The organism is Leucobacter chromiiresistens, assembly GCF_001477055.1.
GTDB lineage: Bacteria > Actinomycetota > Actinomycetes > Actinomycetales > Microbacteriaceae > Leucobacter > Leucobacter chromiiresistens_A.
Genome location: NZ_LDRK01000002.1, coordinates 1 through 26,567 on the forward strand (window position 1 = coordinate 1; position 26,567 = coordinate 26,567).

Annotated in this window: 27 protein-coding genes; 18 read left to right on the forward strand and 9 right to left on the reverse strand. The window is 71.2% G+C overall.

All coding sequences use genetic code 11. From position 1 onward, the window contains the following. Together pdxS and pdxT are read left to right on the forward strand one after the other, a co-directional pair. The coding region (gene pdxS / locus NS354_RS00030; protein ID WP_058592588.1) for a pyridoxal 5'-phosphate synthase lyase subunit PdxS at positions 1-901 on the forward strand (901 nt) is incomplete at its 5' end. Then, positions 895-1,584 carry a pyridoxal 5'-phosphate synthase glutaminase subunit PdxT gene (gene pdxT, locus NS354_RS00035; protein WP_058592589.1) on the forward strand — a complete coding sequence of 230 codons (690 nt, stop codon included), beginning with the start codon at positions 895-897 and terminating at the stop codon, positions 1,582-1,584. The genes pdxS and pdxT, both read left to right, overlap by 7 nt. A gap of 12 nt (positions 1,585-1,596) precedes the next feature. On the opposite strand, the gene NS354_RS00040 is transcribed toward pdxT, so the two are convergent. Next, the gene (locus NS354_RS00040; protein ID WP_058592590.1) at positions 1,597-2,154 is read right to left on the reverse strand and encodes a helix-turn-helix domain-containing protein; all 558 of its coding nucleotides are present in this window, start codon (positions 2,152-2,154) and stop codon (positions 1,597-1,599) included. Positions 2,155-2,219: 65 nt separating this feature from the next. Here NS354_RS00040 and NS354_RS00045 point away from each other — a divergent pair, with 65 nt between their 5' ends. From NS354_RS00045 to NS354_RS00070, 6 genes are all read left to right on the forward strand, one after another. Next, positions 2,220-3,230, forward strand: coding sequence for an NAD(P)/FAD-dependent oxidoreductase (locus NS354_RS00045; RefSeq protein WP_058592591.1), 1,011 nt, complete (start codon positions 2,220-2,222; stop codon positions 3,228-3,230). After that, positions 3,230-3,883, forward strand: a complete 654-nt coding sequence (locus tag NS354_RS00050) for a class I SAM-dependent methyltransferase (protein WP_058592592.1) — start codon at positions 3,230-3,232, stop codon at positions 3,881-3,883. Before NS354_RS00045 ends, NS354_RS00050 begins: the two co-directional genes overlap by 1 nt. A gap of 128 nt (positions 3,884-4,011) precedes the next feature. Continuing rightward, positions 4,012-4,593, forward strand: coding sequence for a SipW-dependent-type signal peptide-containing protein (locus NS354_RS00055; RefSeq protein WP_058592593.1), 582 nt, complete (start codon positions 4,012-4,014; stop codon positions 4,591-4,593). 7 nt (positions 4,594-4,600) lie between these two features. Continuing rightward, positions 4,601-5,257: a SipW-dependent-type signal peptide-containing protein gene (locus tag NS354_RS00060; protein ID WP_241490271.1), complete on the forward strand. Its 657-nt coding sequence runs from the start codon at positions 4,601-4,603 to the stop codon at positions 5,255-5,257. Between the two features lie 82 nt (positions 5,258-5,339). Continuing rightward, positions 5,340-6,551 (forward strand): signal peptidase I, encoded by a 1,212-nt coding sequence (locus NS354_RS13690; RefSeq protein WP_082677809.1) that lies wholly within the window; start codon positions 5,340-5,342, stop codon positions 6,549-6,551. 8 nt (positions 6,552-6,559) lie between these two features. Further along, positions 6,560-7,165 (forward strand): hypothetical protein, encoded by a 606-nt coding sequence (locus NS354_RS00070; protein WP_153002057.1) that lies wholly within the window; start codon positions 6,560-6,562, stop codon positions 7,163-7,165. A 57-nt stretch (positions 7,166-7,222) separates the two neighbouring features. Here NS354_RS00070 and aspS read toward each other — a convergent pair whose 3' ends face one another. After that, positions 7,223-8,566 carry an aspartate--tRNA(Asn) ligase gene (aspS, locus tag NS354_RS00075; protein ID WP_241490272.1) on the reverse strand — a complete coding sequence of 448 codons (1,344 nt, stop codon included), beginning with the start codon at positions 8,564-8,566 and terminating at the stop codon, positions 7,223-7,225. Between the two features lie 155 nt (positions 8,567-8,721). Here aspS and NS354_RS00080 point away from each other — a divergent pair, with 155 nt between their 5' ends. The 4 genes from NS354_RS00080 to resB are packed head-to-tail and all read left to right on the forward strand — an operon-like array spanning position 8,722 to position 12,494. After that, the gene (locus NS354_RS00080; protein ID WP_058592597.1) at positions 8,722-9,366 is read left to right on the forward strand and encodes a histidine phosphatase family protein; all 645 of its coding nucleotides are present in this window, start codon (positions 8,722-8,724) and stop codon (positions 9,364-9,366) included. Beyond that, a complete protein-coding gene (locus tag NS354_RS00085; RefSeq protein WP_058592598.1) occupies positions 9,363-9,989 on the forward strand; it encodes a TlpA family protein disulfide reductase in 627 nt (208 codons plus the stop codon). The genes NS354_RS00080 and NS354_RS00085 overlap by 4 nt, the downstream gene beginning before the upstream one ends. 29 nt (positions 9,990-10,018) lie before the next feature. Next, positions 10,019-10,843, forward strand: coding sequence for a cytochrome c biogenesis CcdA family protein (locus NS354_RS00090; protein ID WP_430735987.1), 825 nt, complete (start codon positions 10,019-10,021; stop codon positions 10,841-10,843). Further along, positions 10,827-12,494 carry a cytochrome c biogenesis protein ResB gene (resB, locus tag NS354_RS00095; protein WP_058592600.1) on the forward strand — a complete coding sequence of 556 codons (1,668 nt, stop codon included), beginning with the start codon at positions 10,827-10,829 and terminating at the stop codon, positions 12,492-12,494. The genes NS354_RS00090 and resB overlap by 17 nt, the downstream gene beginning before the upstream one ends. A gap of 186 nt (positions 12,495-12,680) precedes the next feature. Here resB and NS354_RS00100 read toward each other — a convergent pair whose 3' ends face one another. From NS354_RS00100 to NS354_RS00115, 4 genes are all read right to left on the reverse strand, one after another. Continuing rightward, a complete protein-coding gene (locus NS354_RS00100) occupies positions 12,681-13,490 on the reverse strand; it encodes an ABC transporter permease (RefSeq protein WP_058592601.1) in 810 nt (269 codons plus the stop codon). A gap of 24 nt (positions 13,491-13,514) precedes the next feature. Next, complete coding sequence (locus tag NS354_RS00105; protein ID WP_058592602.1) at positions 13,515-14,399, reverse strand: ABC transporter permease; 885 nt, start codon at positions 14,397-14,399, stop codon at positions 13,515-13,517. An 84-nt stretch (positions 14,400-14,483) separates the two neighbouring features. Next, positions 14,484-15,659 (reverse strand): extracellular solute-binding protein, encoded by a 1,176-nt coding sequence (locus NS354_RS00110; protein WP_058592603.1) that lies wholly within the window; start codon positions 15,657-15,659, stop codon positions 14,484-14,486. Between the two features lie 70 nt (positions 15,660-15,729). Continuing rightward, positions 15,730-16,791 (reverse strand): ABC transporter ATP-binding protein, encoded by a 1,062-nt coding sequence (locus NS354_RS00115; RefSeq protein WP_058592604.1) that lies wholly within the window; start codon positions 16,789-16,791, stop codon positions 15,730-15,732. Between the two features lie 174 nt (positions 16,792-16,965). Between NS354_RS00115 and NS354_RS00120 the strand changes: the two genes are divergently transcribed. Then, positions 16,966-17,772, forward strand: coding sequence for a FadR/GntR family transcriptional regulator (locus NS354_RS00120; RefSeq protein WP_058592605.1), 807 nt, complete (start codon positions 16,966-16,968; stop codon positions 17,770-17,772). A 36-nt stretch (positions 17,773-17,808) separates the two neighbouring features. Then, positions 17,809-18,549, forward strand: a complete 741-nt coding sequence (locus NS354_RS00125) for a hypothetical protein (RefSeq protein ID WP_058592606.1) — start codon at positions 17,809-17,811, stop codon at positions 18,547-18,549. Positions 18,550-18,565: 16 nt separating this feature from the next. Here NS354_RS00125 and NS354_RS00130 read toward each other — a convergent pair whose 3' ends face one another. Genes NS354_RS00130 through NS354_RS00140 form a run of 3 tightly spaced genes read right to left on the reverse strand, consistent with a single transcriptional unit; the run spans position 18,566 to position 21,760 of the window. Further along, on the reverse strand, positions 18,566-19,696 hold the full coding sequence (locus NS354_RS00130) for a mannose-1-phosphate guanylyltransferase (protein ID WP_058592607.1): 1,131 nt from the start codon (positions 19,694-19,696) through the stop codon (positions 18,566-18,568). Positions 19,697-19,700: 4 nt separating this feature from the next. Further along, positions 19,701-21,245, reverse strand: a complete 1,545-nt coding sequence (locus NS354_RS00135; protein ID WP_058592608.1) for an aldehyde dehydrogenase family protein — start codon at positions 21,243-21,245, stop codon at positions 19,701-19,703. A 23-nt stretch (positions 21,246-21,268) separates the two neighbouring features. Then, complete coding sequence (locus tag NS354_RS00140) at positions 21,269-21,760, reverse strand: RidA family protein (RefSeq protein ID WP_058592609.1); 492 nt, start codon at positions 21,758-21,760, stop codon at positions 21,269-21,271. 334 nt (positions 21,761-22,094) lie between these two features. Here NS354_RS00140 and NS354_RS00145 point away from each other — a divergent pair, with 334 nt between their 5' ends. Genes NS354_RS00145 through NS354_RS00160 form a run of 4 tightly spaced genes read left to right on the forward strand, consistent with a single transcriptional unit; the run spans position 22,095 to position 26,554 of the window. Beyond that, positions 22,095-22,964, forward strand: a complete 870-nt coding sequence (locus NS354_RS00145) for an ABC transporter permease (RefSeq protein ID WP_058592610.1) — start codon at positions 22,095-22,097, stop codon at positions 22,962-22,964. Between the two features lie 51 nt (positions 22,965-23,015). After that, entirely contained in the window at positions 23,016-24,059 is a 1,044-nt protein-coding gene (locus tag NS354_RS00150; protein ID WP_058592611.1) for an ABC transporter substrate-binding protein, read from the forward strand. Between the two features lie 25 nt (positions 24,060-24,084). After that, on the forward strand, positions 24,085-24,867 hold the full coding sequence (locus NS354_RS00155) for an ABC transporter ATP-binding protein (RefSeq protein ID WP_206542585.1): 783 nt from the start codon (positions 24,085-24,087) through the stop codon (positions 24,865-24,867). 34 nt (positions 24,868-24,901) lie between these two features. Then, complete coding sequence (locus NS354_RS00160; protein ID WP_058592612.1) at positions 24,902-26,554, forward strand: M24 family metallopeptidase; 1,653 nt, start codon at positions 24,902-24,904, stop codon at positions 26,552-26,554. The last annotated feature ends 13 nt before the right edge of the window (positions 26,555-26,567 follow it).

Consider the following 26,567-nt stretch of genomic DNA (forward strand, 5'->3'; position numbering starts at 1 on the left):
CGCCCCCGCCGAGCACGAGGGCGGCGCCGGTTCGCCCCTCGTCAAGCGGGGGCTCGCCGACATGCTGAAGGGCGGCGTCATCATGGACGTCGTCACTCCCGAGCAGGCGCGGGTCGCCGAAGACGCGGGCGCGGTCGCTGTGATGGCCCTCGAACGGGTTCCCGCCGACATCCGCGCGCAGGGCGGTGTGGCGCGCATGAGCGATCCCGACCTCATCGAGGCCATTCGCGCGACCGTCTCGATCCCGGTGATGGCGAAGGCGCGCATCGGGCACTTCGTCGAGGCGCAGGTGCTCGAAGCGCTCGATGTCGACTACATCGACGAGTCCGAGGTGCTGTCGCCCGCCGACTACGCGCACCACATCGACAAGCGCGGGTTCACGGTGCCGTTCGTGTGCGGGGCGACGAACCTCGGCGAGGCCCTGCGACGCATCGCGGAGGGCGCGGCGATGATCCGCTCCAAGGGCGAGGCGGGCACGGGCGACGTCTCGGAGGCGACGAAGCACATCCGCACGATCCGCGGCGAGATCGCCCGGCTCTCGGCGCTCGGGCGGGACGAGCTCTTCGTCGCCGCGAAGGAGCTCGCGGCCCCCTACGACCTCGTCGCCGAAGTGGCGGCGAGCGGGCGGCTGCCGGTGGTGCTCTTCACGGCGGGCGGGGTGGCGACGCCCGCCGACGCGGCGATGATGATGCAGCTCGGCGCCGACGGGGTGTTCGTCGGGTCCGGCATCTTCACGTCGGGCGACCCGGCGAAGCGCGCCGCGGCGATCGTGCGGGCGACCGCCCGCTTCGACGATCCCGGCGCCATCGCCGACGCATCGCGTGGACTCGGCGAGGCGATGGTGGGCATCAACGTCGCCGACCTGCCCGCACCGCATCGCCTGGCCGATCGCGGATGGTGACGCACCCACGCCCGGCGCCCGTGGTCGGCGTGCTCGCGCTGCAGGGCGGCGTGGCGGAGCACGCCGAGATGCTCGAGCGGCTCGGCGCGCGCGTCGTGCTCGTGCGGCGCGAGCGCGACTTCGCGGGCGCCGACGGCCCGCGACTCGACGCGCTCGTGCTGCCGGGCGGCGAGTCGAGCACGCAGGATCGGCTGCTCCGGATCTTCGATCTGGCGGACGGCCTGCGCGGGGTGATCGCGGAGGGGCTCCCCGTGCTGGGCACCTGCGCCGGGCTCGTGCTGCTCGCCCGGGAGGTGCGTGATGCGGCGCCGGGGCAGCGGTCGTTCGGCGTGCTCGATGTCGCCGTGCGGCGCAACGCGATCGGTCCGCAGACGGCCTCGCGCGAGCTCGAGCTCGCGGTCGATGCGGAGGACGTCGTCGGGCAGAGCGACGGCCGCGTGCGCGCGGCGGTCATCCGTGCGCCCGAGGTGGTCTCGGTCGGGCCCGGCGCGCGCACCATCTGCCGGGCGGGCGGACGCGCGCTCGGCGCGACGTCGGCGCCCGTCTCCGCGGACGACGACGCCGGTGCGGGCGGGTCGCGAGGTGCCCAGCTCCGCCTCGGTGCGGTCACGGGGATCGCGGTGCACCCGGAGCTCACGGGCGATCCCGCGTTCCACCGGGCCCTCCTCGCGCAGGTTCGCTGACCGCCCCGTCGATCAGGTGGTGTGCAGGTGCAGGCGCTCGCCCACCGTGTTGAAGATGCTGATCACCTCGCAGGGCGTCGATCCCTCGGCCCGCATGCGGTGCGGAACGGAGGTGTCGAACTCCGCCGCCTCGCCCCGCCCGAGCACGTGCTCGCGGTCGGCGAGGGCGAGGTGCAGCCTCCCCGAGAGCACGTAGAGCCACTCGTGCCCCTCGTGCACCTGCAGCTCGCGCTCGGCGGCCTCGGGTGGACGGGGGTGGTAGGTGATCTTGAAGGCGCGCACCTCCGAGGCCTCCCGGGTCAGCGGCGCGATGGTCATGCCGTCGCGGCGGATCGCGGTGCGGTGCACGCGGGGGTCGCGATCCGGCGCATCGAGCAGGTCGTCGACGCGGATGCCGAGCTGGCGCGTCACGGGCAGCAGGAGCTCGAGGCTCGCCTGCCGCTTGCCCGATTCGAGGCGGGAGAGCGTGCTCGGCGACATGCCGGAGCGGGCGGCGAGTTCGTCGAGGGTCCACCCGCGCTCCTGGCGGGCGGCGCGGAGGCGGGGTCCGAGGCGCTGCAGTTCGTCCATGGTCGCTCCTTGCTGTTTTCGCAAACTAGATTGCAAGTATCGCATATCGCGTCGAAGCTGGTCTCATGACAGACACCACCTGGGATGCAATCGTGATCGGCGGCGGAGCGGCGGGCCTCAGCGCCGCGCAAGCGCTCGGCCGCTCGCTGCGCCGCACGCTCGTGCTCGACGGCGGAGCGCCGCGCAACCGCTTCGCCGCGCACATGCACAACGTGCTCGGACTCGACGGCACGCCGCCGCTCGAGCTGCTCACGCGCGGCCGCGCCGAGGCCGAGGCGTATGGCGTGGAGTTCCGTGCGGCGACCGTGCGCGCGGTGCGCGACGCCGGAAGCGACGGCGACGACGATGGCGGATCGCCCGGGGTGGGAGCGCCCCTCGCCCCCGGCGGATCCGTGTCGATCGAACTCGACTCGGGACCGGTGCTCCGCACCCGGGCGCTCATCGTGGCCACCGGCGTGACCGATGCGCTCCCCGAGATTCCGGGACTCGCGGAGCGCTGGGGGCAGAGCGTGCTCCACTGCCCCTACTGCCACGGATGGGAGGTGCGCGGGCAGCGCATCGCCGTCGTCACGACCGCGCCGATCGGCCTGCACCAGGCGAAGCTGCTGCGGCAGTGGAGCGACGATGTGACGGTGTTCACCGCGGGGCTCGTCGGGCCCGACGGCGCGAGCGCGCTCGACGCGGGTACGGAGCGGGCGATGCTGGCGCGGGGCATGCGCCTCGTGCCGATGCCCGTCGCCGAGGTGCTGGGCTCGGGGGCGCAGGTCACCGGCGTGCGCACCGCCGACGGGCGCGAGTACGGCGTCGACGCGATCTTCACCGGCTTCACGATGGTGCCGCAGGACGCCTTCCTCTCGGGCATCCCGCTGCAGCGCACCGAGACCCCGATGGGGGTGTGCATCGCGGTCGACCCAATGCAGCGCACCAGCCACCCGCGCATCTGGGCGGCGGGCAACGTGGTCAGCCCCGCCGCCTCGGTGCCGCTCGCGATGGGCGCGGGCAACATGGCCGGGGCAGCCGCGAACGCGGCGCTCGTCGACGAGGACTACGCGCTCGCCGCAGGGTCGGTGGCGTGATGCACGCGGATCCCGAGGCGTCGACGGACCCGGTCGTGTTCTGGGAGCAGCGGTACGGATCGTCGCACCGCGTCTGGTCGGGAGCGGTCAACCGCGCGCTCGCCGATGTCGCCGAGCACTGGGCTCCGGGCCGCGCGCTCGATCTCGGGAGCGGCGAGGGCGGCGACGTGCTCTGGCTCGCGGGGCGCGGGTGGGATGCGACCGGGATCGACCTCTCCGCCACCGCGGTCGCGCGGGCCAACGCGGTCGCCGCCGAGCGCGGCCTCGCGCGTGCGCGGTGCATCGCCGCCGACCTCGCGGCGTGGAGCGAGGACCCCGCGGCGATCGAGGGCGATGCGGAGCCCTACGATCTGGTCGCCGCGAGCTTCTTCCAGTCGCCGGTGGAGCTGCCGCGCGAGCGCATCCTCCGGGCGGCGGCGCACCGCGTCGCCCCGGGCGGGCGCCTGGTGCTGATCGCGCATGCCGCGGCCCCGCAATGGTCGTCGCACCACGGCGAGGAGTTTCCGACGCCCGAATCGGAGTTGCGCGCGCTGGCGCTGGCCGACGCCGACTGGAGGGTCGAGATCGCCGAGGTGCGCGAGCGCGCGGGGCGCGGGCCGGATGGGGAGGTGCACCCGCTCAGCGACTCCGTCGTGGTCGTGCGGCGGCGCTGAGCGGGAACGCGGCCGGCCGAACGCTGTCGGCCGGCCGCCCCCTACCGTGCCGCCCGTCTTTCACGTACCCTGTCACCATAGATTCGTCATAGGAAGATTGGCGAACGCGCTACAGGGGGGTAGACGACATGACGATCGAGCGCGCGGAAACCGCACCGGACGCACGGCAGGGCTGGACGAAGGCGCGAGCGGTGCTCGCCGGCGGGCTGGTACTCGGCGTCGGCGCCGCCATCACCCTCGCGGCCTGGACGGACGACGAGTGGGCCACCGGACTGTTCGGCAGCGGCACCTTCGGCATCGAGGGGTCGACCGACGGCACCGCATTCGCCGACCATCCCACCGAGGCCGACGCCGCCGAACTCGACTTCACCGTGGCCGCCGACAACCTCGCACCCGGAGACGTGGTCTACGCGCCGTTCGCGGTGCAGCTCGAACGCGACTCCACGTACGACGCCGAGGTCACGATCGCCCAGACGGTCGACCCCGCGCTCACGGGCGTCACCGCCGACTACGTCTTCACCACGGCGCTCGGATGCTCGGAGGCGGCGTACGCCGCGGGCACCGACGAGAACGCGGCGACCTTCGCCCTCGACAGCCTCGCCGACGTGCAGAACGTGTGCTTCCGGGTGACGGCCGGCGACGACCTGGCGCAGGGCGTCACCGGCGGGATCACCTGGAACTTCGCGGCGGTCTCGGGCGACGCCCTGTAGGCCCGCCGTGGAGCTGGGAGGCCGGCCGCGCAGCGTGCGGCGGCACGGCACGGGATCGGGAGGCTGGTTCGCGAAGACGCGGGCCCTGCTGGCGGGCGCGCTCGTGCTCGGGGTGGGCGGATCGCTGACACTTGCGGCGTGGACCGACACCGAGACGGCGCGGGCGACGTTCACGGCGAGCACGTTCGGCATCGTGGGGTCGGCGAACAACGGCGCGACCTACACCGATAACACAGCGGCCGCGCCCGCTGCGCTCAGCTTCTCGGTGACGCCGACGGCGATGTCGCCCGGAACGGTCACGTACGCGAAGTTCCTGGTGCGCACCACCGACGCGACGAACGTCACCGGCACGGCGGCGCTGAGCGCCGCCACCACGACCACCAGCTCGGCGACGAGCCTCGCCGGCTTCCTGACCTACGGGGTGCGCGTCATCCCCTCGGCGCAGGCCTGCGACGCGACCAGCTTCGCAGCGTCCACGAGCATCGTGGTGCCGAACGGGAGCGCCCTGACGGTGGCCGGGAGCAGCACGACCGCGCTCGCCGCAGGCGGCGCCTCGCCGGTCGCGTACTGCTTCGCCGTCACCCTGCCCGCGGGCACCTCCAACGCCGCGCAGGGGACGAACACGACCGCGACGTGGACGGTGACGGGCGCATCGACGTCGTGATCGTCGCGGGAGCGGGGACGCCGGGCGGCGTGCGCGCGATCCGGAACGACGACCGATGCACGAACGGGGGAGAGGGGGAGCGATGAGGCGGGGCGACGCGGCACGGGCGGTCGGCAGCGCGCTGCTGAACCTCGCCGCGCTCGGGGGCCTGGTGTGCATCGTGCTCGTCGTGCTGTCGGCGGTGTGCAACGTTTCGCTGATCATGTTCAAGACCGGGTCGATGTCGCCCACCATCCCCGCGGGCTCGCTGGCCGCGGTGCGCGAGATCCCCGCGAGCGAGATCGAGGTCGGCGACGTGCTCACCGTCGACCGCCCGGGCGAGCTGCCCGTGACCCACCGGGTCACCTCGATCGCTGGCGCGGGCGAGAGCCGCACGATCACGATGCGCGGCGATGCGAACGCCGCCGACGACCCGCTGCCGTACACGGTGACGAGCGCGCGCGAGGTGCTGCTGTCGGTGCCCCACCTCGCGAAGGCGGTGGTGTGGTTCTCGAACCCGTGGGTGCTCGGAGCCCTCACGCTCGCGGCATCCGCGCTCGTCACCTGGGCGTTCTGGCCGCGGGGCGGCGGCGGGGAGCGGCGGCCGCGCCACGGAGCCCGGCCGTCTCGCGAGCGGGATCGCGCGCCCGCCGGTGTGGTCGCCGTCGGAGCGATCGCCTGCGGCATCGCCGCGTCGGCTCTGGCGCCGAGCGGCGCGGAGGCGGCCGCGGGAGCCGGAGCCGCCGCCCGCGCTCACGCCGAGCCCGTGGTGATCGAGAGCGAGCACATCACGCTCACCTCGATCGGGGACGACGACGCGATGCGCACGCTGCGCCCGGGAGTGCCGGTCGCCTGGCAGGTCGGGGTGCGGGTCGACGCCCCCGAACCCGGGATCGTCGAGGTGCTGCTCGAAGCTGCGGGGTCGCGCGACCTCGGGCTCGAGCTCGACGTGCGCAGCTGCGACGTGGCCTGGAAGGGAACGGTGTGCGCCGGCGACGAGCAGGTGCTCGACGAGCGCGATCGCGTCGCCTTCGGAGCGGCCGCGACGCCGCTGACCGCCCTCCGCCCGTCGGAGGAGCGGTGGCTGCTGCTCACCGCAGTGATCCCGGAGCCCGCCACCGGCATGGTCGCCCTCACGCTGCACGCGACGGGCGGCGGCGACGCCGTCTCGACGAGCCCCCGCGAGGTCGCACCGCTGCCCATCACGGGCGCCCGCCCGGGCTGGGCGCTCGGCGTCGTCGCCGTCGCGGCGGGGCTCGCCGCAGCGGGCATCGCGTCGCTGGTGCGGGGGCGACGGACGGCGGCGCAGCCGTGATGCGCCGCGTGATCCGGCCCCGCGGACCGCGGGGCGCCGAGCACGACGAGCCGCGGGGCTCCGAGCACGACGAGCCGCGGGGCTCCGAGCGCCCGCGGCGCATGCGCACCCGCCTCTGCGCCGCCGCGATCGCCCTCGGCATCATCGCGACCGGGCAGCTGCAGCCGCCGCAGCAGACCGAGGCGCTCTGGGCGGACGGGGAGGTCGGGCGCGCGACCTTCACAGCGATCAGCGTGCCGATCCCGCCGTACGGCGGCGAGTGCGGAATCGTCGGCTCGTTGTTGAACCTGGGGCAATCGTCGCTGACGATGCGATGGCGTCTGCCCGCCGGCTACTCCCTCGCCGACGCCCGGATCGGATACACCGGTTCGAACGGACTCGTACCGGCGGTCGACACGCTGCTCGGCACCGGACTGCGCACCACGCAATCGAACGGTGTGCTCACGACGGAGCTGACCGGGGCGCTGCTGAACGCCGCACTCGGAGCGTCGCGGAGCCTCTCCGTGCTGGTCGTGCACCCCAGCGGCTGGACCTCGCCGACGCGAACCGTCGTCGGAGACTGGCCGCTGCTGGGTGTCGGGGCCGCCACGTGCACCATGACACCGGCGACGTGAAACGCCGACGGCGCCCGTCCGCAGCAGCGGGGGGCGCCGTCGAAGAGAGCGACCGCGTTACGGCAGCAGGCGGTTCGGGCCGCGGAACAGGTACGTGACCTCGCGGATCGACTGCTGCTGCAGCATGAGCATCAGCACGCGGTTCAGGCCCATGCCGAAGCCGCCGTGCGGGGGCACGCCGTAGCGGAAGAAGTCGAGGTAGAAGCCGAGCTCCTTCGGGTCCATGCCCTTCTCGACCGCCTGCGCCTCGAGCACGTCGATGCGGTGCTCGCGCTGCGCGCCCGTCGAGATCTCCGTGCCGCGGTAGATGAGGTCGTAGCTGCGCGTGAGCTGCGGGTTCTCGGGGTTGCGCATGTGGTAGAACGGGCGGATCGACGCGTCGTAGTCGGTGAGGAAGACGAAGTCGTGGCCGTACTTCTTGCGCACGTGCGCGGCGATGCGGCGCTCGCCCTCCGGATCCATGTCGGCGTCGGCGCGGGGCACCTCGTAGCCCTCGGCCTTCACGATCTCCTTCGCCTCGGCGAGGGGGATGCGCGGGAACGGGCGCGACGGCACCTCGATCTCGATGCCGAAGAGCTTCTCGATCTCGGCGCCGAGCTGCTCCTTGACGGCGGTGAGCCCGGCGACGAGCAGCTCCTCGTGCAGCTCCATGACGTCTTCGGGGGAGTCGATCCAGCTCAGCTCCGTGTCGATCGACGTGAACTCGGTGGCGTGACGCGACGTGAACGAGTGGTCGGCGCGGAAGGCGGGACCCACCTCGAAGATGCCGCCGAAGCCCGCCGCCTGGGCCATCTGCTTGAAGAACTGGGGGCTCTGCGCCAGGAAGGCCTTGCCCTCGAAGTACTCGACCTCGAAGAGCTCGGCGCGCGACTCGGAGGCGCTCGCCATGAGCTTCGGCGTCTGGATCTCGATGAAGCCGCGATCCACCCACACCTGGCGCAGCGCGTGCAGGAACGCGGTCTGCACGCGGAACACGAGATTCTGCTCCGGGCGGCGCAGGTCGAGGAAGCGCCAGTCGAGGCGCACGTCGATGTTCGAATCGCCGGCGACCGGGTTGTCGGGGAGCGATGCCGCGACGACCTCGATCTCGTCGATCTGCACCTCCACGCCGCCGAGCTTGACCCGCTCGTTGTGCTGCAGCTCGCCCGTGACCGTGACGAACGACCCCTGCGTCAGCTCCGAGATCGTGGTGGTGCGGGGCACCAGCACATCGGATCGGGGGTTCTCGGGATCCGGCTCGCGCAGCACGCCGCCGTTCACGAGCTGCACCGCCCCGGTCTCGTCGCGCAGCACGACGAACTGCACGTACCGCTGGTCGCGTACCTTCTCCACCCATCCGGAGACTCGCACAGTGCCGTCTTCGCGGGCGGCCAGGTCCTTGATCAATACACGCTCAGTCACCCGGACAGTCTAGCCGTCGCGGTGGATCGCGCCGCACGGGCCTCCCGGCGTGCGGGAGGCGGCCGCGGGCGTCGGCGCCGGGCCTCCCGGCGTGCGGGCAGGGGCCCCGGGCGCCGCCCCCGAACTCACAGACACCCCCTCCGTACAATGGAGGCGTGAGCGACAAACTGCTGCATCTGGTGCGCCACGGCGAGGTGCACAACCCGGATCGCGTGCTCTACGGCCGCCTTCCGGGCTTCCGCCTGTCCGAACGCGGGCACCAGATGGCCGAGGCCGCCGCACTCGAGCTCGCGGGCAGCGACCGCCTCGTCTCCCGCCTGCTCGCCTCGCCGCTCGAACGCGCGCAGCAGTCGGCGCGGCCGATCGCGAGCGCGCTCAGCCTCGAGATCGTGACCGAGGATCGCATCATCGAGCCCACCAACTCGTTCGAGGGCATGGTCAGCTCGGGCGCCGACGCCGCCTTCTCGAAGCCTCGGTACTGGCACCGCTACTGGAACCCCTTCCGGCCGAGCTGGGGCGAGCCCTACCGCCAGATCGCCGATCGGGTGCGCGCGGCCATGAACGACGCGTGGGAGTCGACCCGCGACGGCGACATCGTCATGGTGTCGCACCAGTCGCCGATCTGGATGGCGCACCTCGACATCACCGGCAAGCCCCTCTTCCACAACCCGTCGTCGCGACGCTGCGAGCTGTCGAGCATCACGACCTTCGAGAAGCGCGGCGAGCGCTGGTTCGAGGTCGACTACCGCACCCCCGCCGCCGGGCTCACCGACGACGCCGTAGATGTAGGAGCCGTATGAGCCTGCGCCGCACCGCCACGACCATCGCCCTCACCCTCTCGGCCGCGCTCCTGCTGTCCGGGTGCACGGGGGAGGGCGCCGACCTCGCGTCGCAGTTCGAGGAGGGCAGCGACAAGGGGTACGTCTCGGGTGATGGATCATCGCTCAGCATCTCGGAGGCTGAGCGCACGGAGCCCGTGGAGTTCTCGGGCGTCGACGAGAGCGGTGCCGAGTTCGGGTCGGCCGATACCCACGGCGACGTCACGGTCGTGAACTTCTGGTACGCCGGGTGCGCGCCCTGCCGTGTGGAGGCCCCCGACCTGGTGGCGGCGTACGACGAGTACGCCGATCAGGGCGTGCAGTTCGTGGGCGTCAACACGCGCGATCAGGTCGCGCAGGCGCAGCAGTTCTCCCGCGAGTTCGGCATCGAGTACCCGTCGATCATGGACAACGCCGGCGGCAGGTCGGTGCAGCGCGCGTTCGCCGGCGAGGTTCCCCTCAACGCGGTGCCCACCACGCTGGTGCTGGATCGCGAGGGGCGCGTCGCGCACCGCGTGCTCGGGCAGCTCGCGAGCGCCTCCCAGCTCACCACGCTCATCGACGAGACGCTGGCCGAGTCGAGCGACACCGCCGGCGAGCAGTAGCGGTGGAGCACATCGTCGCCGACGGGCAGCTGCTCGTCGCTTCGCTCATCGCCATCGCCGCGGGGCTTCTCTCCTTCCTCTCCCCGTGCGTGCTCCCGCTCGTTCCCGGCTACCTCGCGTATGTCGGCGCGACCGCGGGAGCACCGCAGGGCGGCGCGAACGGTCGCGGTGCCGCGTCAGCGGCAGCCCGCGGAGCGCAGCGAGGGGTGGCGACCGCAGGAGCACCGCGAGGGGCGACCGCAGGAGCACCGCAGGGCGGTGCGGTCGAGCGCGCGCCGCGCGGGCGTGTGCTGCTCGGCTCGGCGCTGTTCGTGCTCGGCTTCACCGTCGTGCTGGTCGCGTTCCTCGCCGCTGCGGGCACGGTCGGTGTCTGGCTGCTCGAGTGGGAGCCCGTCATCACCCGGGTGATGGGCGCGGTGATCGTGGTCATGGGGCTGGTGTTCATCGGCCTCTTCACCCGGATGCAGTCGACGATGAAGATGCGCATCAAGCCGAGGCTCGGGCTGGCGGGCGCTCCGCTGCTCGGCGCGGTCTTCGCGATCGGCTGGACCCCGTGCATGGGCCCGACGCTGAGTGTGATCATGACGTTGAGCCTGCAGCAGGGGTCGGTGGCCCGCTCCGTGGTGCTCGCGGTCGCGTACTGCATCGGACTCGGCGTGCCCTTCGTGCTCGCAGCGCTCGGCTTCGGCTGGCTGACGCGCACGATGACGTTCTTCAAGCGGCACATCCGTGCCGTGAATCTGATCGGCGGCGGGCTGCTGATCCTCATCGGTCTCCTCATGGTGACCGGCCTCTGGAGCAAGATGATGTACGCACTGCAGGCGGTGATCGGCGGATATGTCACGCCCCTCTGATTACGACGACGGCAGCGGCGCGGGCGGTTCGATCCGCGCGGAGTCGCCCGAGCTCGGGCTCACCGGCTGGCTGCGGTGGTTCTGGCGGCAGTTGACGAGCATGCGCGTCGCGCTCGTGCTGCTCCTGCTGCTCGCGGTCGCGGCGATCCCGGGATCGCTGGTGCCGCAGCGCAGCGCCGACCCGAACGGCGTGGTGCAGTACGAGGCCGATCACCCGAAGCTGTTCCCCATTCTCGACGCCTTCCCCATTCAGGCGTTCGACGTGTACGGCTCGGTGTGGTTCTCGGCGATCTACCTGCTGCTGTTCATCTCGCTGATCGGCTGCGTGATCCCGCGCATCGCCCACCACTGGAAGGCGTGGCGCGGCCGCCCGCCGAAGACTCCGGCGCGGCTCGAGCGCATGGCCGGCTTCTCCGAGGTGCGGCTCAAGAACCCCGAGGCGAGCGACGAGGATCGCGCGGCGTTCGCCGAGCGCGCCGTCGAGGAGGCGGCTCGCGTCCTGCGGAAGCTGCGCTACCGCACCGAGATCCAGCGCGTGACGCGTCGCGGCGTGGAGACGGTGTCGGTCTCGGCGGAGCGGGGCTACCTGCGCGAGACGGGCAACCTGCTCTTCCACATCTCCCTGCTGGGGGTGCTCATCAGCGTGGGCGTCGGCGGCGTGTTCACGTTCAACGGGCAGAAGGTGCTCGTCGAGGGCGAGACGATGGTGAATCAGCTCATCGACTACGACACCGTGAACACGGGTCGTGCCTTCGACTCGTCGAGCCTCGATCCGTTCGGGCTGAAGCTCGACTCCCTCGACGTGACGTACGTCACACCCGACGACGGCAACACGGCCGCGATCGGGCAGGTGCGCGACTACACGGCGAACCTCGAACTCATCGACCCCGAGAACGGCGAGGTCAGCGATGAGACGATCCAGGTGAACCACCCGCTGCGCGTGCACGGCTCCCCGATCTACCTGATCGCGAACGGGTACGCGCCGCGCATCACCGTGAAGAACGCCGAGGGCACGGTGGTCTACAGCGAGGCGATGCCGTTCATCCCGCAGGACAACATGACGATGACGTCGCTCGGCGTGGTGAAGGTGCCGTACGGCATCACCGACGGGGCCGGCGAGCAGGTGCAGGTGGGCCTGCGCGGCTTCTTCTACCCGACGAAGGCGGATCTCGACACGGGCGCCTACACGTCGAACTACCCCGACCTCGAGAACCCCGTGCTCACGCTCGACGTGTTCGTCGGCGATCTCGGCATCGACGACGGGGTGCCGCGCTCGGTGTACTCGCTCGACACCTCGAAGATGGAGCAGCTGACAGGCCGCGCGGTCGACGCCGAGTCGATCGAGCTGGTGCCGGGTGAGACCGCCGATCTGCCGAACGGCATGGGAACGATCACGCTCGACGACGTGCCGCGGTACGCGTCGTTCGACGTGATGCGCAACCCGGCGCAGACCTTCGTGCTCGTCTTCGCGCTGCTCGCACTCGGCGGGCTCGTGTGGTCGCTCTTCGTGGCGCGCCGGCGCATGTGGGTGAAGGCCGTTCCCACCGACGACGGCCTGGTGCTGCAGTACGCGGCGCTCGCCCGCGGCGACGACCCGGCGCTCGAGCGCGCGGTCGAGGAGCTGCGCGACACGCACCGCGACCGCCTGTAGCGCGCCGGCCCGCGCGGCGCGCCCACCCCTCGCGGCGCGCGGCGCGCCCGCCCCTCCCCGCGAAACTGAGGGGTGCGCGCGAGACCGAGGGAATTCGCGGTGCGGATTCCCTCGGTCTCGGTGCGAGTGCTCGGTCTCGACGGGCGCGAGCGGAGCGCGCGGGCGGCGCGCGGCGCGGGCGCGCCGCTACTTCGCGTCGGTGACGGCCGACACCCGCTGCGAGATGTACACCGGGATCAGTGAGAGCAGGATCATCACCGTCGCCACGACGTTCACCTGGTTGACCTCGTTGGGGCGGGCCATCTGGTTCATGATCCAGAGGGGCAGCGTCTCGACTCCGGGGGGAGCGGTGAAGATGGTGACCACGATCTCGTCGAAGGAGAGCGCGAAGGCGAGCAGGCCGCCGGCGATGAAGGCGCTGCGGAACTGCGGGAAGGTGACGAGCCTGAACGTCTGGCCGATGCCCGCTCCGAGATCCATCGACGCCTCGTCGAGGTTCGGGTGCATGCGGCGCAGCCGCGCGATGACGTTGTTGAACACCATGACGACGCAGAAGGTGGCGTGGGCGATGATCATGCCCCAGTAGCCGACGTTGATGCCCATCGGCTTCAGCACCTGGAAGTAGGTGTTCGACAGCGCGACGCCGGTCACGATGCCGGGGAGGGTGATGGGGAGCACGATGAGCAGGTTGACGGTCTGCTTGCCGAAGAACCGGAAGCGCTGCAGGGCGAACGCGGCGAGCGTGCCGAGCAGGAGCGCGAACGCGGTGGCGACCGACGCGACGATCACGGAGTTCAGCAGCGCGGCGTGCACCGCCGGATTCGTGAGCGCCTTGCCCCACCACTCCAGGGAGAAGCCGGGGATCGGCCATCCCGACACCCGGCTCGAGTTGAACGAGTTCATCACGATGACGAACAGCGGGATGTACATGAATCCGAGTGCGATCACCGTGATGGCGGCGAGCGCGACGCGCGTGGTGCGGTTCAGACGTAGCATGGCGGGTCTCCTGCGGGTCTCGGATCAGAGGTTGTCGAGCGCGCCGGTGCGGCGCACGGCGCTGAGGTAGATGATGACGAGCACGATCGGCACGAACGAGAACGCTGCGGCGAGGGGCGGGTTCAGGTTGATGTTCTGGGCGATGATGCTGCCGATCATCTGCGTCGATCCGCCGACGTACATGGCGGCGATGTAGTCGCCCAGGCTGAGGGAGAACGTGAAGATCGATCCCGCGATGAGCGCCGGCAGCAGCAGGGGTGCGACGACGGTGCGGATGGTGCGCGCGCCGCTCGCGCCGAGGTCGGAGGAGGCGTCGAAGAGGTTGGTCGGGATCTGGGATACGGCCGCGTAGACGGGGATCGCCATGTAGGGGAACCAGAGGTAGACGAGGGTGAGGATGACGGTGAGCGTGCCGAAGCCGGGGCCCGAGACGCCGAAGGGCGAGAGGGCCCAGTTGAAGAACCCCTCATCGGTCCAGACGAGGCGCATCGCGATGATCTTCACCAGGTAGCCGGCCCAGAGGGGCAGTGTCACGAGGATCGCGAGCACGGCGCGCAGGCGCGGGCCGGCGACCTTCGCCATGAAGACGGCGAGCGGGATCGCGACGGCCGCGCAGATCGCGGTGACGGCGAGTGCGATGCCGAGCGTGCGCAGCGCGGTCGACAGGTAGGCGGGTACGGTGACGAGCTGCTCGAAGTTCTCGAGGGTGAAGCCGGGTTTCACGCGGGAGGTGAACGGATCGGTCGTCCAGAACGCGGTGAGCAGCAGCAGTACGAGCGACAGGATGTAGACGCCGAGCAGCCAGGCCATCGGCAGGGTCAGGAGCGACGCGAGGCGGCCGCGCGGGTGGCGGTAGAGCGCGGTCGAGAGCGGCTTGGTGCGACGCTCGAGGGTCGGCGGGTGCGACACGATGGTTCCTCACTGACGGGTCGTGGGGTGGGGGAGTGGTGCGGTGCGGGTGGCCGGGGCGCGTCCCCGGCCACCCTGCGGGCGTCAGCCCTTGACGGTCGCCCAGGCGCTGGTCCAGTCCTGGTAGTTGGTGCACTGCACGTCGGTGCGGCCGTCGAGGCACTGATCGATGGGCGTGGTCCAGAACCACACCTTCTCGAAGTACTCCTCATCGGTCGCGTTGTAGTAGTCGCAGTGCTCGCGGGCCTCGTCGCTCGTCTCGCAGAACGCGGCGTTGGCGGGCGCCATGCCGAAGTTCATCGCGATCTGGCCGTTGACCTCGGGGCTGCTGGTGTAGTCCATCCAGGCATAGGCGCAGTTGGGGTGCTCGGCGTCGGCCGCGAGCATCCACGCGTCCGACCAGCCGGTCGAGCCCTCCTCGGGCAGCACGCTCTGGAACTTCTCGTCCTGCGTGGCCTTGCGCAGCACCTCCCAGGAGGTGCCCACGACGGAGTTGCCGCCGGTGAACGAGGTGACGTTGGTGGCGGGCGACCAGTACTCGGAGACCATGCCGTTCTGCTGCTGCAGCAGTTCGACCGCGGCCGCCAGCTGCTCCTCGTCGAGTGCGTAGGGGTTCTCGATGCCGAGGTCGGGCTGCGTCGCCATCAGGTAGATCGCGGCATCGGCGATGTAGATGGGGCTGTCGTAGGCGGCGATGTTGCCGGCGTACGGGCTGTCCTCCTCCCACACGACGTCCCAGCTCGTCGGTGCTTCGGTGACGACCTCGGAGTTGTACTCGAGGATGTTCGCTCCGCGGCCGATCGGGATGCCGTAGACGTTGCCGTTCAGCGTGTCGTAGAGCTGCCCCTTCATGCCCTCGACGATGTCGTCGCCGAAGTTCGGGATCAGCTCGGTGTTGAGCGGCTGCACGTTGCCGTCGACGATGAGGCGGAGGCTGGCGTCGCCGGAGGCGGAGACGAGGTCGTACTCTCCGGTGCGCATGAGCTGCACCATCTCGTCGCTCGTGGCGGCGACCTTGCGGTTGACCTTGCAGCCGGTGTCGGCGGTGAACTGGTCGGCCCAGGCGGGTTCGACGAAGCCGGACCAGGCGACGATGTTGACCTCCGACTCCATGTCGCCGAGCGACTCGACCGCGGGGAGGTCGGGGACGTCGATCTCGATCTCCCCGGGCGCCGAGTCGCCACCGCTGCTCGAGCAGCCCGACAGGGCGAGTCCGGCCGCTGCGATGAGCGCTGCCGGGATCGCGAGTTTCTTGTGCATCGTTACTCCTTCGTAGGCGATTGGGTGGTGCGGGTGGTTCGGTTCGTGCGGGTGGAAGCGGTGCAGGCGGTCAGGCGCTCGGCACGGCGACCGCGTGATCCCGCGCGAACCGCAGGCTCACCGCGTCGCCGCGGGAGATGCTGGGGGTGGTGCGCGGGGTGTGGGTGTTCTGGGTCTCGGAGATGAAGCGCGTGCCGCCGTCGGTCTCGACGAGGTAGCGCGTGTGCGCGCCCGCGTACACGGTTTCGACGATGGTGCCGGGGAGCGCGACGTCTGCGGCGTCGAGCGGTGCGGTCGGATCGACGAGCCGCACGCGCTCGGGCCGCACGCTGTGCGCGGCGCCGGTTCCGAGGATGCGCTGAGCGGTGGCGTCGGCGAGCAGATTGGTGACGCCGAGGAACTTGGCGACGAACTCGGTGCGGGGGAACTCGTAGACCTCGCGCGGGCTGCCGACCTGCTCGATCTTGCCGTTGTTGAAGACGGCGACGCGGTCGGAGAGGGTCAGCGCCTCCTCCTGGTCGTGGGTGACGAAGACGAAGGTGATGCCCACGTCGCGCTGGATCTGCTTGAGCTCGAACTGCATCTGCTCGCGGAGCTGCTTGTCGAGCGCTCCGAGCGGCTCGTCGAGCAGCAGCACCTTCGGGCGGAGGATCAGGGCCCGTGCGAGCGCGATGCGCTGGCGCTGACCGCCCGAGAGCTGGGCGGGGGATCGCTCGGCGACGTGGGCGAGCTGCACCTGCTCGAGCGCTTCGGCGACGAGGCGGCGGCGCTCCGCCGCGGGGACGCCGCGGACGGTGAGGCCGTAGGCGACGTTTTGGGCGATGGTGAGGTGCGGGAAGAGCGCGTAGTCCTGGAAGACCGTGTTGACGTCGCGGTCGAATGGGGCCGACTTCGTCACGTCGGTGCCGTGGAGGAGGATGGTGCCGGCCGTGGGCTCTTCGAACCCGGCGATCATGCGCAGCACGGTCGTCTTGCCCGAGCCGGATGGGCCGAGCATGGAGAAGAACTCGCCGGCGCGGATCTCGATGTCGAGATCGTTGACGGCGACGAGGTCGCCGAACTCCTTGCGCACGCCGCGCACCGATACGGCGATGTCCCCCTGCGGTTCCGGGGCGGGGACTGAATGTGTCATGCGGATGCTCCTCAACGTCGTTGTCGGCCCGATGAGAAGAACCATAACATATGGGTTTATAGGTTTAAGAACGCGCGGCTTCCCGCAGGTTACAGTTCGATCACGGAGCGGTGGCGGCAAAATCTCAGTTCAGTCATGACACACTCGGTACGTTCGTGAGATCGGAGGAGAACGGTGAGCGCACACATGCCGACCTCGCCTCCGAGCCGCCTCCGCACCGCGGCACTCGCCCCGATCGGCGACGAGGGGCGCATCGAGCTCGTCGAATCCCGGATCGTCCAGGCGATCTCGGTCGGTGCCTTCACCGAGGGCGAGCGCCTCCCCAGCGAGACCGAGCTCTCGGCGCTCCTCGGCGTCGCCGTCGTCACCGTCCGCGAAGCCCTCGGCGGGCTGCGCCACCGCGGGCTCATCGAGACGAAGCGCGGCCGCAACGGCGGCAGCTTCGTGCGGCCCAGCCACGGCTCGGTCGAGGAGGTCAACGCCCGCGCGCTGCAGGCGATGCCGCGCGTCGCCCTCGCCGACCTCGGCGTGCACTACGAGGCCATCTGCTGCGCCTGCGCCGAGTACGCGTGCCAGCGCGCGACCCAGGGGGAGATCGATGTCGTCGCCTCAGTCGCCGAGCGCGCGCGCGACCTCGACCGCGTGGCCTGGCGGCGGCGCGTCACCGAGATCCAGCTGGAGCTCGCGGCGCTCAGCCAGTCGGTGCGGCTCACGAAGGAGCACGTGCGCGTGCAGACCGAGTTCACGCCGCTGCTCGCACTGCAGGACCTCGACGAGGGGGCGCGCGCCGCGACGCAGCAGGCGCTCATGGCCCAGATCCGCGCCACGCGCGCTCGCGACGTCGACGCGGCGCGATCCGCCATCCGCGAGACGGTGCGCGCCTCGACCCGCTGGCTCGTGAGCCTGCGCAGCGAGTTGATCGCGACGCCGCGCGACGCCGATCTTCGTGGCACACTGGAAGCGCGTCGTCGGGAGAGGTGACCCTCCGGCGACCTCGAAGAAGAGGAAGAGAGTGCCGTGACCGTCGCGCCCGAACCCGCAGAAGCCCCGCTCCGCGAGGCCCTGCGCCACGTCGATGAGTTCTTCGACGGCGTATTCGCTCCGCTCGACCGCTGGGTGCCCACCCTCGCCTCGGCGCTGCGCCGCCAGTCCGAGCGCGGCGCGCTGACCGGCGGGCATCTCGCCGCCCTCGCGAAGCCGGGCGCCTACGAGGTGCTCGACACGGAGGGCCGCCCGCTCTACGGCGCGGGGTTCTGCGCCAGCGACGAGCTCGTGGGCGAGGGCAACCCGCTCGCGTGGTGGCAGGGGCCCGAGCGCGCTCTGCTCGCATCGTCGACGTTCGGCCCCGGGCAGGCGGCCATCGACCTGATGCGGCTCGAGTGGTACCGGGTGCCCGAGGCGACGGGGGACCGCCACGTCGCGGGCCCCTTCGTCGACTACCTCTGCTCGAACGAGGTGACCATCACCTCGGCGGTGCCGCTGCTCGTCGGCGGCGACTTCTGGGGCGTCGTGTGCGCCGACGTGCTCGTCTCGTCGCTGGAGGAGGCCCTGCTGCCCGTGCTCGACGGGCACGCCGGCTCGACGCTCGTCAACGCGAACGGGCGCGTGGTGCTGTCGAACGACCCCGACTTCGAGACGGGCGACCGCTACCCGGGCGCCGATCCCGACGACGGGCTCGGGGCCCTCGAACGCTCGGAGGGCGCCGTGCGCGTGCTGTCGTCGCAGCGGTACCCGTTCTCGCTCGTCGTCTCGGCGTGACCTCCGGGCGCCCCCGCTAGAGCAGGTGCCCGCCGCCCGTCACCTTCATGCGGCTGACGAGGTGCTTCACGTCTTGCGCGCGGCTCTTCGACGTGACGAGCAGCACGTCGGCGGTATCGACCACCACCACGTCCTCGACGCCGACGAGCGCCACGAGGCGGCTGCTCTCCGAGACCACGATGCCGCTCGACGCGTCCGAGAGCACCTGCGCTCCGTCGCCGAGCACCGCGAGGTCGCTGCCCCGGCCCCGGGTCAGCAGGTTCGCGACCGAGGCGAAGTCGCCCACGTCGTCCCAGTCGAAGTGCGCGGCGACGCACACCATCTTGCCCGCAGCAGCGGCCGGCTCGGCCACGGTGTAGTCGATCGCGATCTTCGGGAGGGTGGGCCACAGGCGCTCCCGCACATCGGCGCCGCGCTCGGTGTCCCAGGCGGCGGCGATCTCGCGCAGCGCCGAGACGAGCGCGGGCTGCTGCAGCGCCATCTGGTCGAGCAGCACCGTCGCGCGCGCGATGAACATGCCCGCGTTCCAGAGGTACCCGCCGTCGGCGAGGTAGCGCTCGGCCTGCTGCGCGTCGGGCTTCTCCACGAACTCGGTCACGTCGTAGACGTCGAACGGCGCCAGATCGCGCCGCGCATCGCCCGTCGAGATGTATCCGAAGCCGGTCGCGGGGTGCGAGGGGTGGATGCCGATGGTCGCGATGTACCCCTGATCCGCCGCCTGCACCGCGGTGGTCACGGCGCGCTGGAAGAGCACGTCTCCGCGGATCACGTGGTCGGCGGCGAAGGAGCCGAGGATCGCGTCGGGGTCGCGCAGCTCCAGGATCGCCGCGGCGAGACCGATCGCCGCCGACGAGTCCTTCGGCTCGCTCTCGGTGACGAGGTTCTCGGCCAGGAGGTCCGGCAGCTGCTCCGCGACCGAGTCGCGGTGCGAGCTGCCGGTCACCACCATCGTGCGCTCGGCCGGCGCGAGCGGGGCGAGCCGATCCCACGTCGCACGCAGCAGCGAGTCCCCCGAGCCGGTCAGATCGAGCAGGAACTTCGGCGCGTTCGCGCGGGACAGCGGCCACAGGCGCGACCCGACGCCGCCTGCCGGGATCACGCACGTGAGACGTTCGATGGCTGGGGCGTGCGCGGAGCTCTCGGTCATGCGTTCAGCCTAGTGCGCGGCCCCAGGAGATCGACTCACCGGCCGCGCTGCGCCGCTGGGGGATGCCGAGCGGGTTGGCGTCGCGCAGCGCCGCCGGGAGGTAGGCGCTGGGCGCGTTCTGGAAGGCGACCGGGCGGAGGAAGCGGCCGATCGCCGCCGTGCCCACCGAGGTGCTCGAGTCGTTCGTCGTCGCCGGCCAGGGCCCGCCGTGCTGCTGAGCGGGGGTCACCGCGACGCCGGTCGGCCATCCGTCGAAGATCACGCGGCCCGCGTGCTCGGCGAGCGCGGAGACGAGTGCGCCGAGTGCGGGATCGGCTCCGGCGTCGGCGGCGGAGGCGGCGTCGGACGCGCCGTCGCGCTCGCCGCGGCTCAGGTGGAGGGTGCCGGTGAGCGAGCCGGTGATGAACTCGCCGACGAGCGGTGCGAACGGCTCCTCGGCGGGCACGTCGACGATGACGGAGCAGGGTCCGAAGTGCTCCTCCGCCAGCACCTCGCGGTGCGCGCGGAGCGTATGGAGCGAGACGCGCACGATGGTGGGCGTGACCCATCCGTCGCCCTCCGCGTCGATGCGCATCGTGCCGGAGACGACGGGATCGACCCCGTCGATGGCGAGCACCGCCTCGAGATCGGCGCGGTACGCCTCCGCGATGCGCGGGCCGAGGAGGCGGTGCTCCGCGGCGCCCGCCGCGTCGCCGGCCTCGGCGACGGCGCTCAGGAAGGCGTCGTCCTGAGCGGCGAACAGCAGCCCCGGCTTCGTGCAGAGCTGACCGGCCGATCCGGCGACGCTCGCGACGTAGTCGGCGGCGAGCGCCGGTCCGTTCTCGGTCATCGCGGCCGGGGTGACGAACACCGGGTTCACGCTGCCGAGCTCGCCGTAGAACGGGATGGGCGCGGGCCGCGCGGCGGCCAGGTCGGCGAGGATGCGCCCGCCGAGCGTCGAGCCGGTGAACGAACCGGCGCGCACCCGGGAGTCCTGCACCGCGGCCACTCCGGCCTGCTGCCCGTGGATGAGCTGCAGCGTTCCCGCCGGGAGGCCGAGATCCTCGACGACCCGCTGCGCGACCTCGGCGGTTGCCTCGGACAGCTCGGGGTGGCCCGAGTGGGCCTTGACGATGAGCGGGCACCCGGCGGCGAGGATCGAGGCGGAGTCGCCCCCGAGCACGGAGAACGCGAACGGGAAGTTGGATGCGGAGAAGTTGAGCACGGGGCCGACGGGGATGCGGGTGCGCCGCAGGTCGGGCCGCGCGCCGAGCACGAAGCCGGGATCGGCCTCGTCGATGCGGGCGTCCGCGCCGTCGCCCGCGCGCACCGCTTCGGCGAACAGCCGGAGCTGCACGGCCGTTCGCGCGACCTCTCCGTCGAGGCGGGCTCGGGTCAGCCCGGTCTCCCGCTCCGCGATCGGGACGAGGCGATCCCGCGCGGCTTCGAGCGCGTCGGCGAGGGCGATCAGCAAGGCGGCTCGGGCGCGGGGCGGCTGCGCGGCGAGTGCGGGCGCGGCGGCGGCGGCTCGGTCGAGTACCAGTTCGAGTGCGTCGGGCGTGGTGTCCATGGGGTGCTCCGATTCGGTCGGGGTCAGTGCGCGGCGGGGTGCAGGGCGAGCTCGAGGTCGATCTCGACGGTCGCGTTCTTCGGGAGGCGGGGCACGCCGATCGCGGTGCGGGCGTGCCGCCCGGCCTCTCCGAGTGCGGCGCGGAGCAGCCGCGATGCGCCCTCGGCGACGGCGGGCTGGTCGACGAAGTCGGGGCCGCTCGCGACGTACACCTGCAGCTTGAGCAGCTGGGCGACGCGGTCGAGGCCGACGGCGTGCTCGATCTGGGCGAGGGCGTGCAGTGCGCAGAGCTCGGCCGCCTCCCGGCCGCGGGCGGCCTCGGCGTCGGCGCGCACGGGCCCCGTGAAGGCGACCTCGCCGTCGCGCCGGGGGATCTGGCCCGAGACGTGCGCGAGATCTCCCCGGACGAGCACGGGGTCGTAGGCGTATGCGCCGGCCGCGGGCTGCGGGAGGGCGTGCCCGAGGTCTGCCAGGCGCTGCACGGGCGTGGTCGGCGGTGCGGGAGTGGTGCTCATCGCGGTGCTCCTGTTCTCTGCGGAGGGGAATGGCGAGGGCGGGCGGTGCGCGACGCCAGTGCCAGTGAAACCGGCGCGACCGTTCGTGTCCAGTATCAAAAGGGGTTCGACTGATGCCATCGGGGTATCGCTGTCTCCGCGAGCGAGTCGCCCACTGGTCGATACCCCGAAAGACTCAATAGATGCCGAAAGAGTGTTAGACAGGTATCTTCGACCGCTCTGATACTGAGGGTCATGCTTCGTCCGCCTCATCGTCGAGGACTCGTCGAGAGTGGATGCGCTGTCAAGATGACTCGCTCCGTGCCGGTCACCACACCTTGAACTTGGGAAGGCCATGAACATCGATACTTCGAAGCACGCTTCCGTCAGAGATCCGCAGAGCATCGCCGCTCCATCCAGTCTCACCCAGACGCTCGCGATCGCCCCGGCCGCGCGCAAGCGCTCCCTCCCGTCCGGCGTCGACAAGGCGGTCAAGGCCGCAGTCGGCATGCTCGCGATCCTGGCGATCTGGGAACTCGTCGTCCGAGTCTTCCAGCTGCCGGCCTATCTGCTCGTCGGCCCGATCGCGGCCTTCGAGAAGCTCTTCGCGCAGCCCGACTACTTCGCGCACCACGCCTGGGTCACGGTCACCGAGGCCCTCGCCGGCTTCGCGCTCGGCACCGGCCTCGGAGTGCTCTGCGGGGCGACGCTCTTCTACATTCCGGCGGTGCGGCACTTCCTCTACCCGGCGCTCATCGCCGTCGACACGATCCCGAAGGTCGCGCTCGCCCCGCTGTTCATCGTCTGGTTCGGCTTCGGCTTCGAATCGAAAGCGTTCGTGGCGATGGCGATCGCATTCTTCCCGCTCGTCATCAACACCTTCGACGGGCTCTCCGCCGTGCCCAACGAGCTGAAGGAGCTCGCCCGCATCAACAACGCGAGCGCGTGGATGCGGATGCGCAAGATCGAGTTCTGGTACGCCCTGCCGTCGATCTTCTCCGGGGCCAAGATCTCGATCTCGCTCGCCGTGGGCGGCGCCGTCGTCGGCGAGTTCATCGCCGGCACCGACGGCCTCGGGCAGGTGATCCTCCGCGCGAACGCGCAGAGCGACCTCGCCACGATGTTCGCCGCGTTCATGGTGCTCGCCGCCATCTCCCTCCTGCTCTTCTACCTCATCACCCTCATCGCCGCCCGCCTGCTGCCCTGGCGCAACCACGTCAAGTAGCGCCGGCGAACCACACCCCCAGCATTTCCGTTCGAGAAAGGACGCCCGCACATGCGCGCACAGAAAACCACGGTCGCGGCGATGCTCGCCGCCACCGCGCTCCTCGCGACCGGCTGCGCCGGATCCGGGGCCGCCGGAGCCGGAGGCTCCGACCAGGTCGACTTCATGCTCGACGTCGCCGTGCTGCCGAAGCACGCCCCCTTCTACGCCGCCGTCGACGCGGGGTTCTACGAGGCGGAGGGCATCGACGTCGAGATCATGCCCGGCTCGGGATCCGCGAACACCGTGGCCTCCGTCGACACCGGCCGCGTCGACTTCGGCTGGGCCGACTACAACGTGTCGATCCTCAACCGCGCCCAAGGGGCTTCGATCCGGCAGGTCAACCTCGTGCAGGCGAAATCCGCCTACGCCGCCCTCGCGCTCCCCGACTCCGGGATCGCCGACTGGGAGGACCTCAAGGGCAAGACGGTCGCGACGGAGGGCAACGGCGCCATGGTCGCGATGTGGCCGGCCGTGCTCGACAAGCTCGGATGGAGCGAAGGCGATGTCGAGATCGTCTCCGCAGCCGGAGAGGCGAAGATCCCGGGGCTCATCGCGGGGCAGTGGGATGCCAACCTGGCGCTCTCCGTCTCGGACGGCCCCACCCTGATCGCCGAGGGGTACGACCCGGTGGTGCTGAACTGGGCCGACCTCGGTCTGCTCTACTACGGCAACGGCATCATCACCTCCGACCAGACCATCGACGAGGACCCCGAGCTCGTCGAGCGCTTCAACCGCGCGACGCAGCGCGGATTCGCGTGGGCCTGCCAGAACCAGGAGGAGACGGCGGCCTCGTTCGAGGCGGCGGTGCCCGGCTTCGACGCCGCGGCGGTCGCCGACGGGATCGCCGGCCAGTGCGACCTCATGTGGGACGACGAGAACGCCGAGTCGGGCTTCGGCACGATGAGCGACGCCGGGGTGCAGAAGCAGATCGACCTCGCCGCCGAGTTCCTCGGCCTCGAGAACCCCGACGACGTCGATCCCTCGGACATCTACACGAACGAGTATCTCGAGCCGCTCGGCCCGGACGAGCAGATCGAGGCGCCGTCCGCGTGAGCGGAGGGCGGAGAGGACAGGCATCATGACGATCACCGAACCGGTCATCAGCGTCCGCGACGTGGGCATGACCTACACCGCGCGCGACGGAGCGAGCAACACCGTGCTGCGCGGATGCGATTTCGACATCGCGCCCGGGGAGTTCGTCTCCATCGTCGGGCAGTCGGGCGGCGGCAAGACCACGCTGCTCAAGATCATCTCGGGGCTGCTCGAGAACACCGAGGGCGAGGTGCTCGTACGCGGACGGGGGGTGAAGGAGGCGCTCCGAGACATCGCCATGGTCTTCCAGAGCCCCACGCTCCTGCCGTGGCGCAACAACCTCGCGAACGTGCTCCTGCCGATGGAGTTCCGACGCCGCTCCACGGCGGAGGCGAGGGCGCACGCGCTCGAACTGCTCGAGCTCGTCGGCCTCGGCGACAAGGCGAAGAACTACTCCTACGAACTCAGCGGCGGTATGCAGCAGCGGGTGTCGATCTGCCGCGCCCTCGTGTCGCACCCCGAGATCCTGCTCATGGACGAGCCGTTCGGCGCGCTCGACGCGATGACGCGCGATCAGATGAACTTCGAGCTGCAGCGCATCTGGCAGGAGACCCGGCGCAGCGTGCTGTTCGTCACGCACAGCATTCCCGAGGCGGTCTGGCTGGCGGATCGCGTGCTCGTCGTCGGCGACCGCCCCGGGCGCATCATCGCCGACATCGCGGTCGATCTGCCGCGGCCCCGCTCCAAGGACTCGCGGTACGCCGACGAGTTCGCCGACCTGGTCGCCCGGGTCGAAGGGCTGCTGGGCGTCGAAGCCGGCATCAGCTGAACCAGTACACGAAGAAGTGAGGAACCCACGCACCATGGCAAGAATCATCTGCGACCCGCAGGCAGTCGCCGAGCGCTACGGCTTCGTGCCGAACGAGCGACTCCTGTTCTCGGCGATCCGCCTCGACTCGTTCCCGTTCGTCACGCCCCTCATCTTCGAGGATGCGGGCGCCGAGGTGATGCTCGCGCGCCAGCAGGAGCAGGGCAACATCGTGACGGGGGCCGGCGTCGATCCCGAACGCATCCGCTTCTACGAGCCCTGGGTCACGATCGACCCGCGTCCCGTGGCCGACTTCCCGGCCGCGCCCAACCTGCCCGCGCTGGTCAAGGAGCTCGTGGGCGACGGGCCCGTCGATCTCGATCCGCGCGCGCCGTACACGCACTACCTCAAGCTGACCGGGGAGGTGGACGTGCGCGTCGCGCTCCCCGAGGCCGCGCCCGTGCGGGTGCACGAGATCGATCAGGCTGCCGTGCTCGCGCGCTTCTCGGGCTGGCGCTCCGCCGGCATCCCCGTCGCAGAGCGGCTCATCGCGGGGGTCGATCACCTCGCCGGCCTCGAACGCGAGCTCTCCGCGGGCGCCGACACGCGATTCTCCGCACTGGCCCATGTCGCGGAGCAGCTGGGGGTCGACGCGATCCTGCTCTCCTCCGCACCCAACTACTCGGAGGTCACCGGCACGGTCTGGCAGCCGGGAACCGTCGCCCTGTGGGCGGACGGCCGCGTGTTCGCGATCGCGGAGCAGCGGGTGGAGGGCGTCGAGGGAGCCCGGTGCGGCGACTACGGCTCCGCGGCCGAGGCCGTCGCCGCCCTGACGAACGGGTCGCGACTCGCGTTCGAGGAGCAGTGGGAGCACAGCTCGCTCGGCATCCGGCTCACCGACGCGGGCGTCGTGCTGGTCTCCGCGTCCCGCGCACTCGGCTCATGGCGCGACGAGCGCGACGCCGAGGATCTCCCGTTCCAGCTCATCGCGGCGCGCGCGTCGACGACGGCCATCGAGCAGACCGTCGCGTGGGCGCACGAGCACCTCGACGCGGGCGAGGCGTTCACCGAGAACGAGCTGTACGCGCGGTACCTGGAGTTCCTCGCGCGGTTCCGCACCGAGCACGAGATCCCGTTCGACGTCGAGCCGTACTTCACGAATCTGCACTCGTCGCAGCGGATGCTCTTCCCCGGGCCGCCCACCGACTTCAGGATCGACGAGACCACCACGTGCGTGCAGCTCGACGCCGGGGTGAAGGTCGTGATCGACGGCGTCGTCGTCGCCACGAGCGACATGGCGCGCTCGGTGCTGCGCACCCCGGAGGGGCGGGAGGCGTACGAGATGCTGACGCGCGCGGTGCGCGAGGCCATCATCCCCCAGCTGCGCCCCGGCGTGGTCTGCGAGGACGTGCACGCGCAGACGCTCGAGCACCTCGCCACGATTCGCCCGCGGATGCGGGAGATCGGCCTGCTCGGCGACGAGGTCGACTTCGACGCCGAGTACCGCAAGCGCAACGTGGGGCACCTCATGGGCAAGCAGGAGTCGTTCGCGAACGAGCTCAGGCCCGGGTACCGCTTCGTCCTCCGCGAGGGCTCGTACGGTGCGGCCGAGATCCCGTGGCGGTACGACCGCCACGCGATCGGAGTCGAGGATCTCTGGTACATCGGCGCGGAGCGCACCTACAACCTGACGCTGCGCGAGCACTGATCGGTCCGGATCG

Excerpts from the sequence above, each read along its gene's own strand:
- pdxT (WP_058592589.1), top strand. The coding sequence starts at position 895 with ATGGTGACGCACCCACGCCCGGCGCCCGTGGTCGGCGTGCTCGCGCTG.
- NS354_RS00040 (WP_058592590.1), bottom strand. The coding sequence starts at position 2,154 with ATGGACGAACTGCAGCGCCTCGGACCCCGCCTCCGCGCCGCCCGCCAG.
- NS354_RS00045 (WP_058592591.1), top strand. The coding sequence starts at position 2,220 with ATGACAGACACCACCTGGGATGCAATCGTGATCGGCGGCGGAGCGGCG.
- NS354_RS00050 (WP_058592592.1), top strand. The coding sequence starts at position 3,230 with ATGCACGCGGATCCCGAGGCGTCGACGGACCCGGTCGTGTTCTGGGAG.
- NS354_RS00055 (WP_058592593.1), top strand. The coding sequence starts at position 4,012 with ATGACGATCGAGCGCGCGGAAACCGCACCGGACGCACGGCAGGGCTGG.
- NS354_RS13690 (WP_082677809.1), top strand. The coding sequence starts at position 5,340 with ATGAGGCGGGGCGACGCGGCACGGGCGGTCGGCAGCGCGCTGCTGAAC.
- NS354_RS00085 (WP_058592598.1), top strand. The coding sequence starts at position 9,363 with ATGAGCCTGCGCCGCACCGCCACGACCATCGCCCTCACCCTCTCGGCC.
- resB (WP_058592600.1), top strand. The coding sequence starts at position 10,827 with ATGTCACGCCCCTCTGATTACGACGACGGCAGCGGCGCGGGCGGTTCG.
- NS354_RS00100 (WP_058592601.1), bottom strand. The coding sequence starts at position 13,490 with ATGCTACGTCTGAACCGCACCACGCGCGTCGCGCTCGCCGCCATCACG.
- NS354_RS00110 (WP_058592603.1), bottom strand. The coding sequence starts at position 15,659 with ATGCACAAGAAACTCGCGATCCCGGCAGCGCTCATCGCAGCGGCCGGA.
- NS354_RS00115 (WP_058592604.1), bottom strand. The coding sequence starts at position 16,791 with ATGACACATTCAGTCCCCGCCCCGGAACCGCAGGGGGACATCGCCGTA.
- NS354_RS00130 (WP_058592607.1), bottom strand. The coding sequence starts at position 19,696 with ATGACCGAGAGCTCCGCGCACGCCCCAGCCATCGAACGTCTCACGTGC.
- NS354_RS00135 (WP_058592608.1), bottom strand. The coding sequence starts at position 21,245 with ATGGACACCACGCCCGACGCACTCGAACTGGTACTCGACCGAGCCGCC.
- NS354_RS00140 (WP_058592609.1), bottom strand. The coding sequence starts at position 21,760 with ATGAGCACCACTCCCGCACCGCCGACCACGCCCGTGCAGCGCCTGGCA.
- NS354_RS00145 (WP_058592610.1), top strand. The coding sequence starts at position 22,095 with ATGAACATCGATACTTCGAAGCACGCTTCCGTCAGAGATCCGCAGAGC.
- NS354_RS00150 (WP_058592611.1), top strand. The coding sequence starts at position 23,016 with ATGCGCGCACAGAAAACCACGGTCGCGGCGATGCTCGCCGCCACCGCG.
- NS354_RS00155 (WP_206542585.1), top strand. The coding sequence starts at position 24,085 with ATGACGATCACCGAACCGGTCATCAGCGTCCGCGACGTGGGCATGACC.
- NS354_RS00160 (WP_058592612.1), top strand. The coding sequence starts at position 24,902 with ATGGCAAGAATCATCTGCGACCCGCAGGCAGTCGCCGAGCGCTACGGC.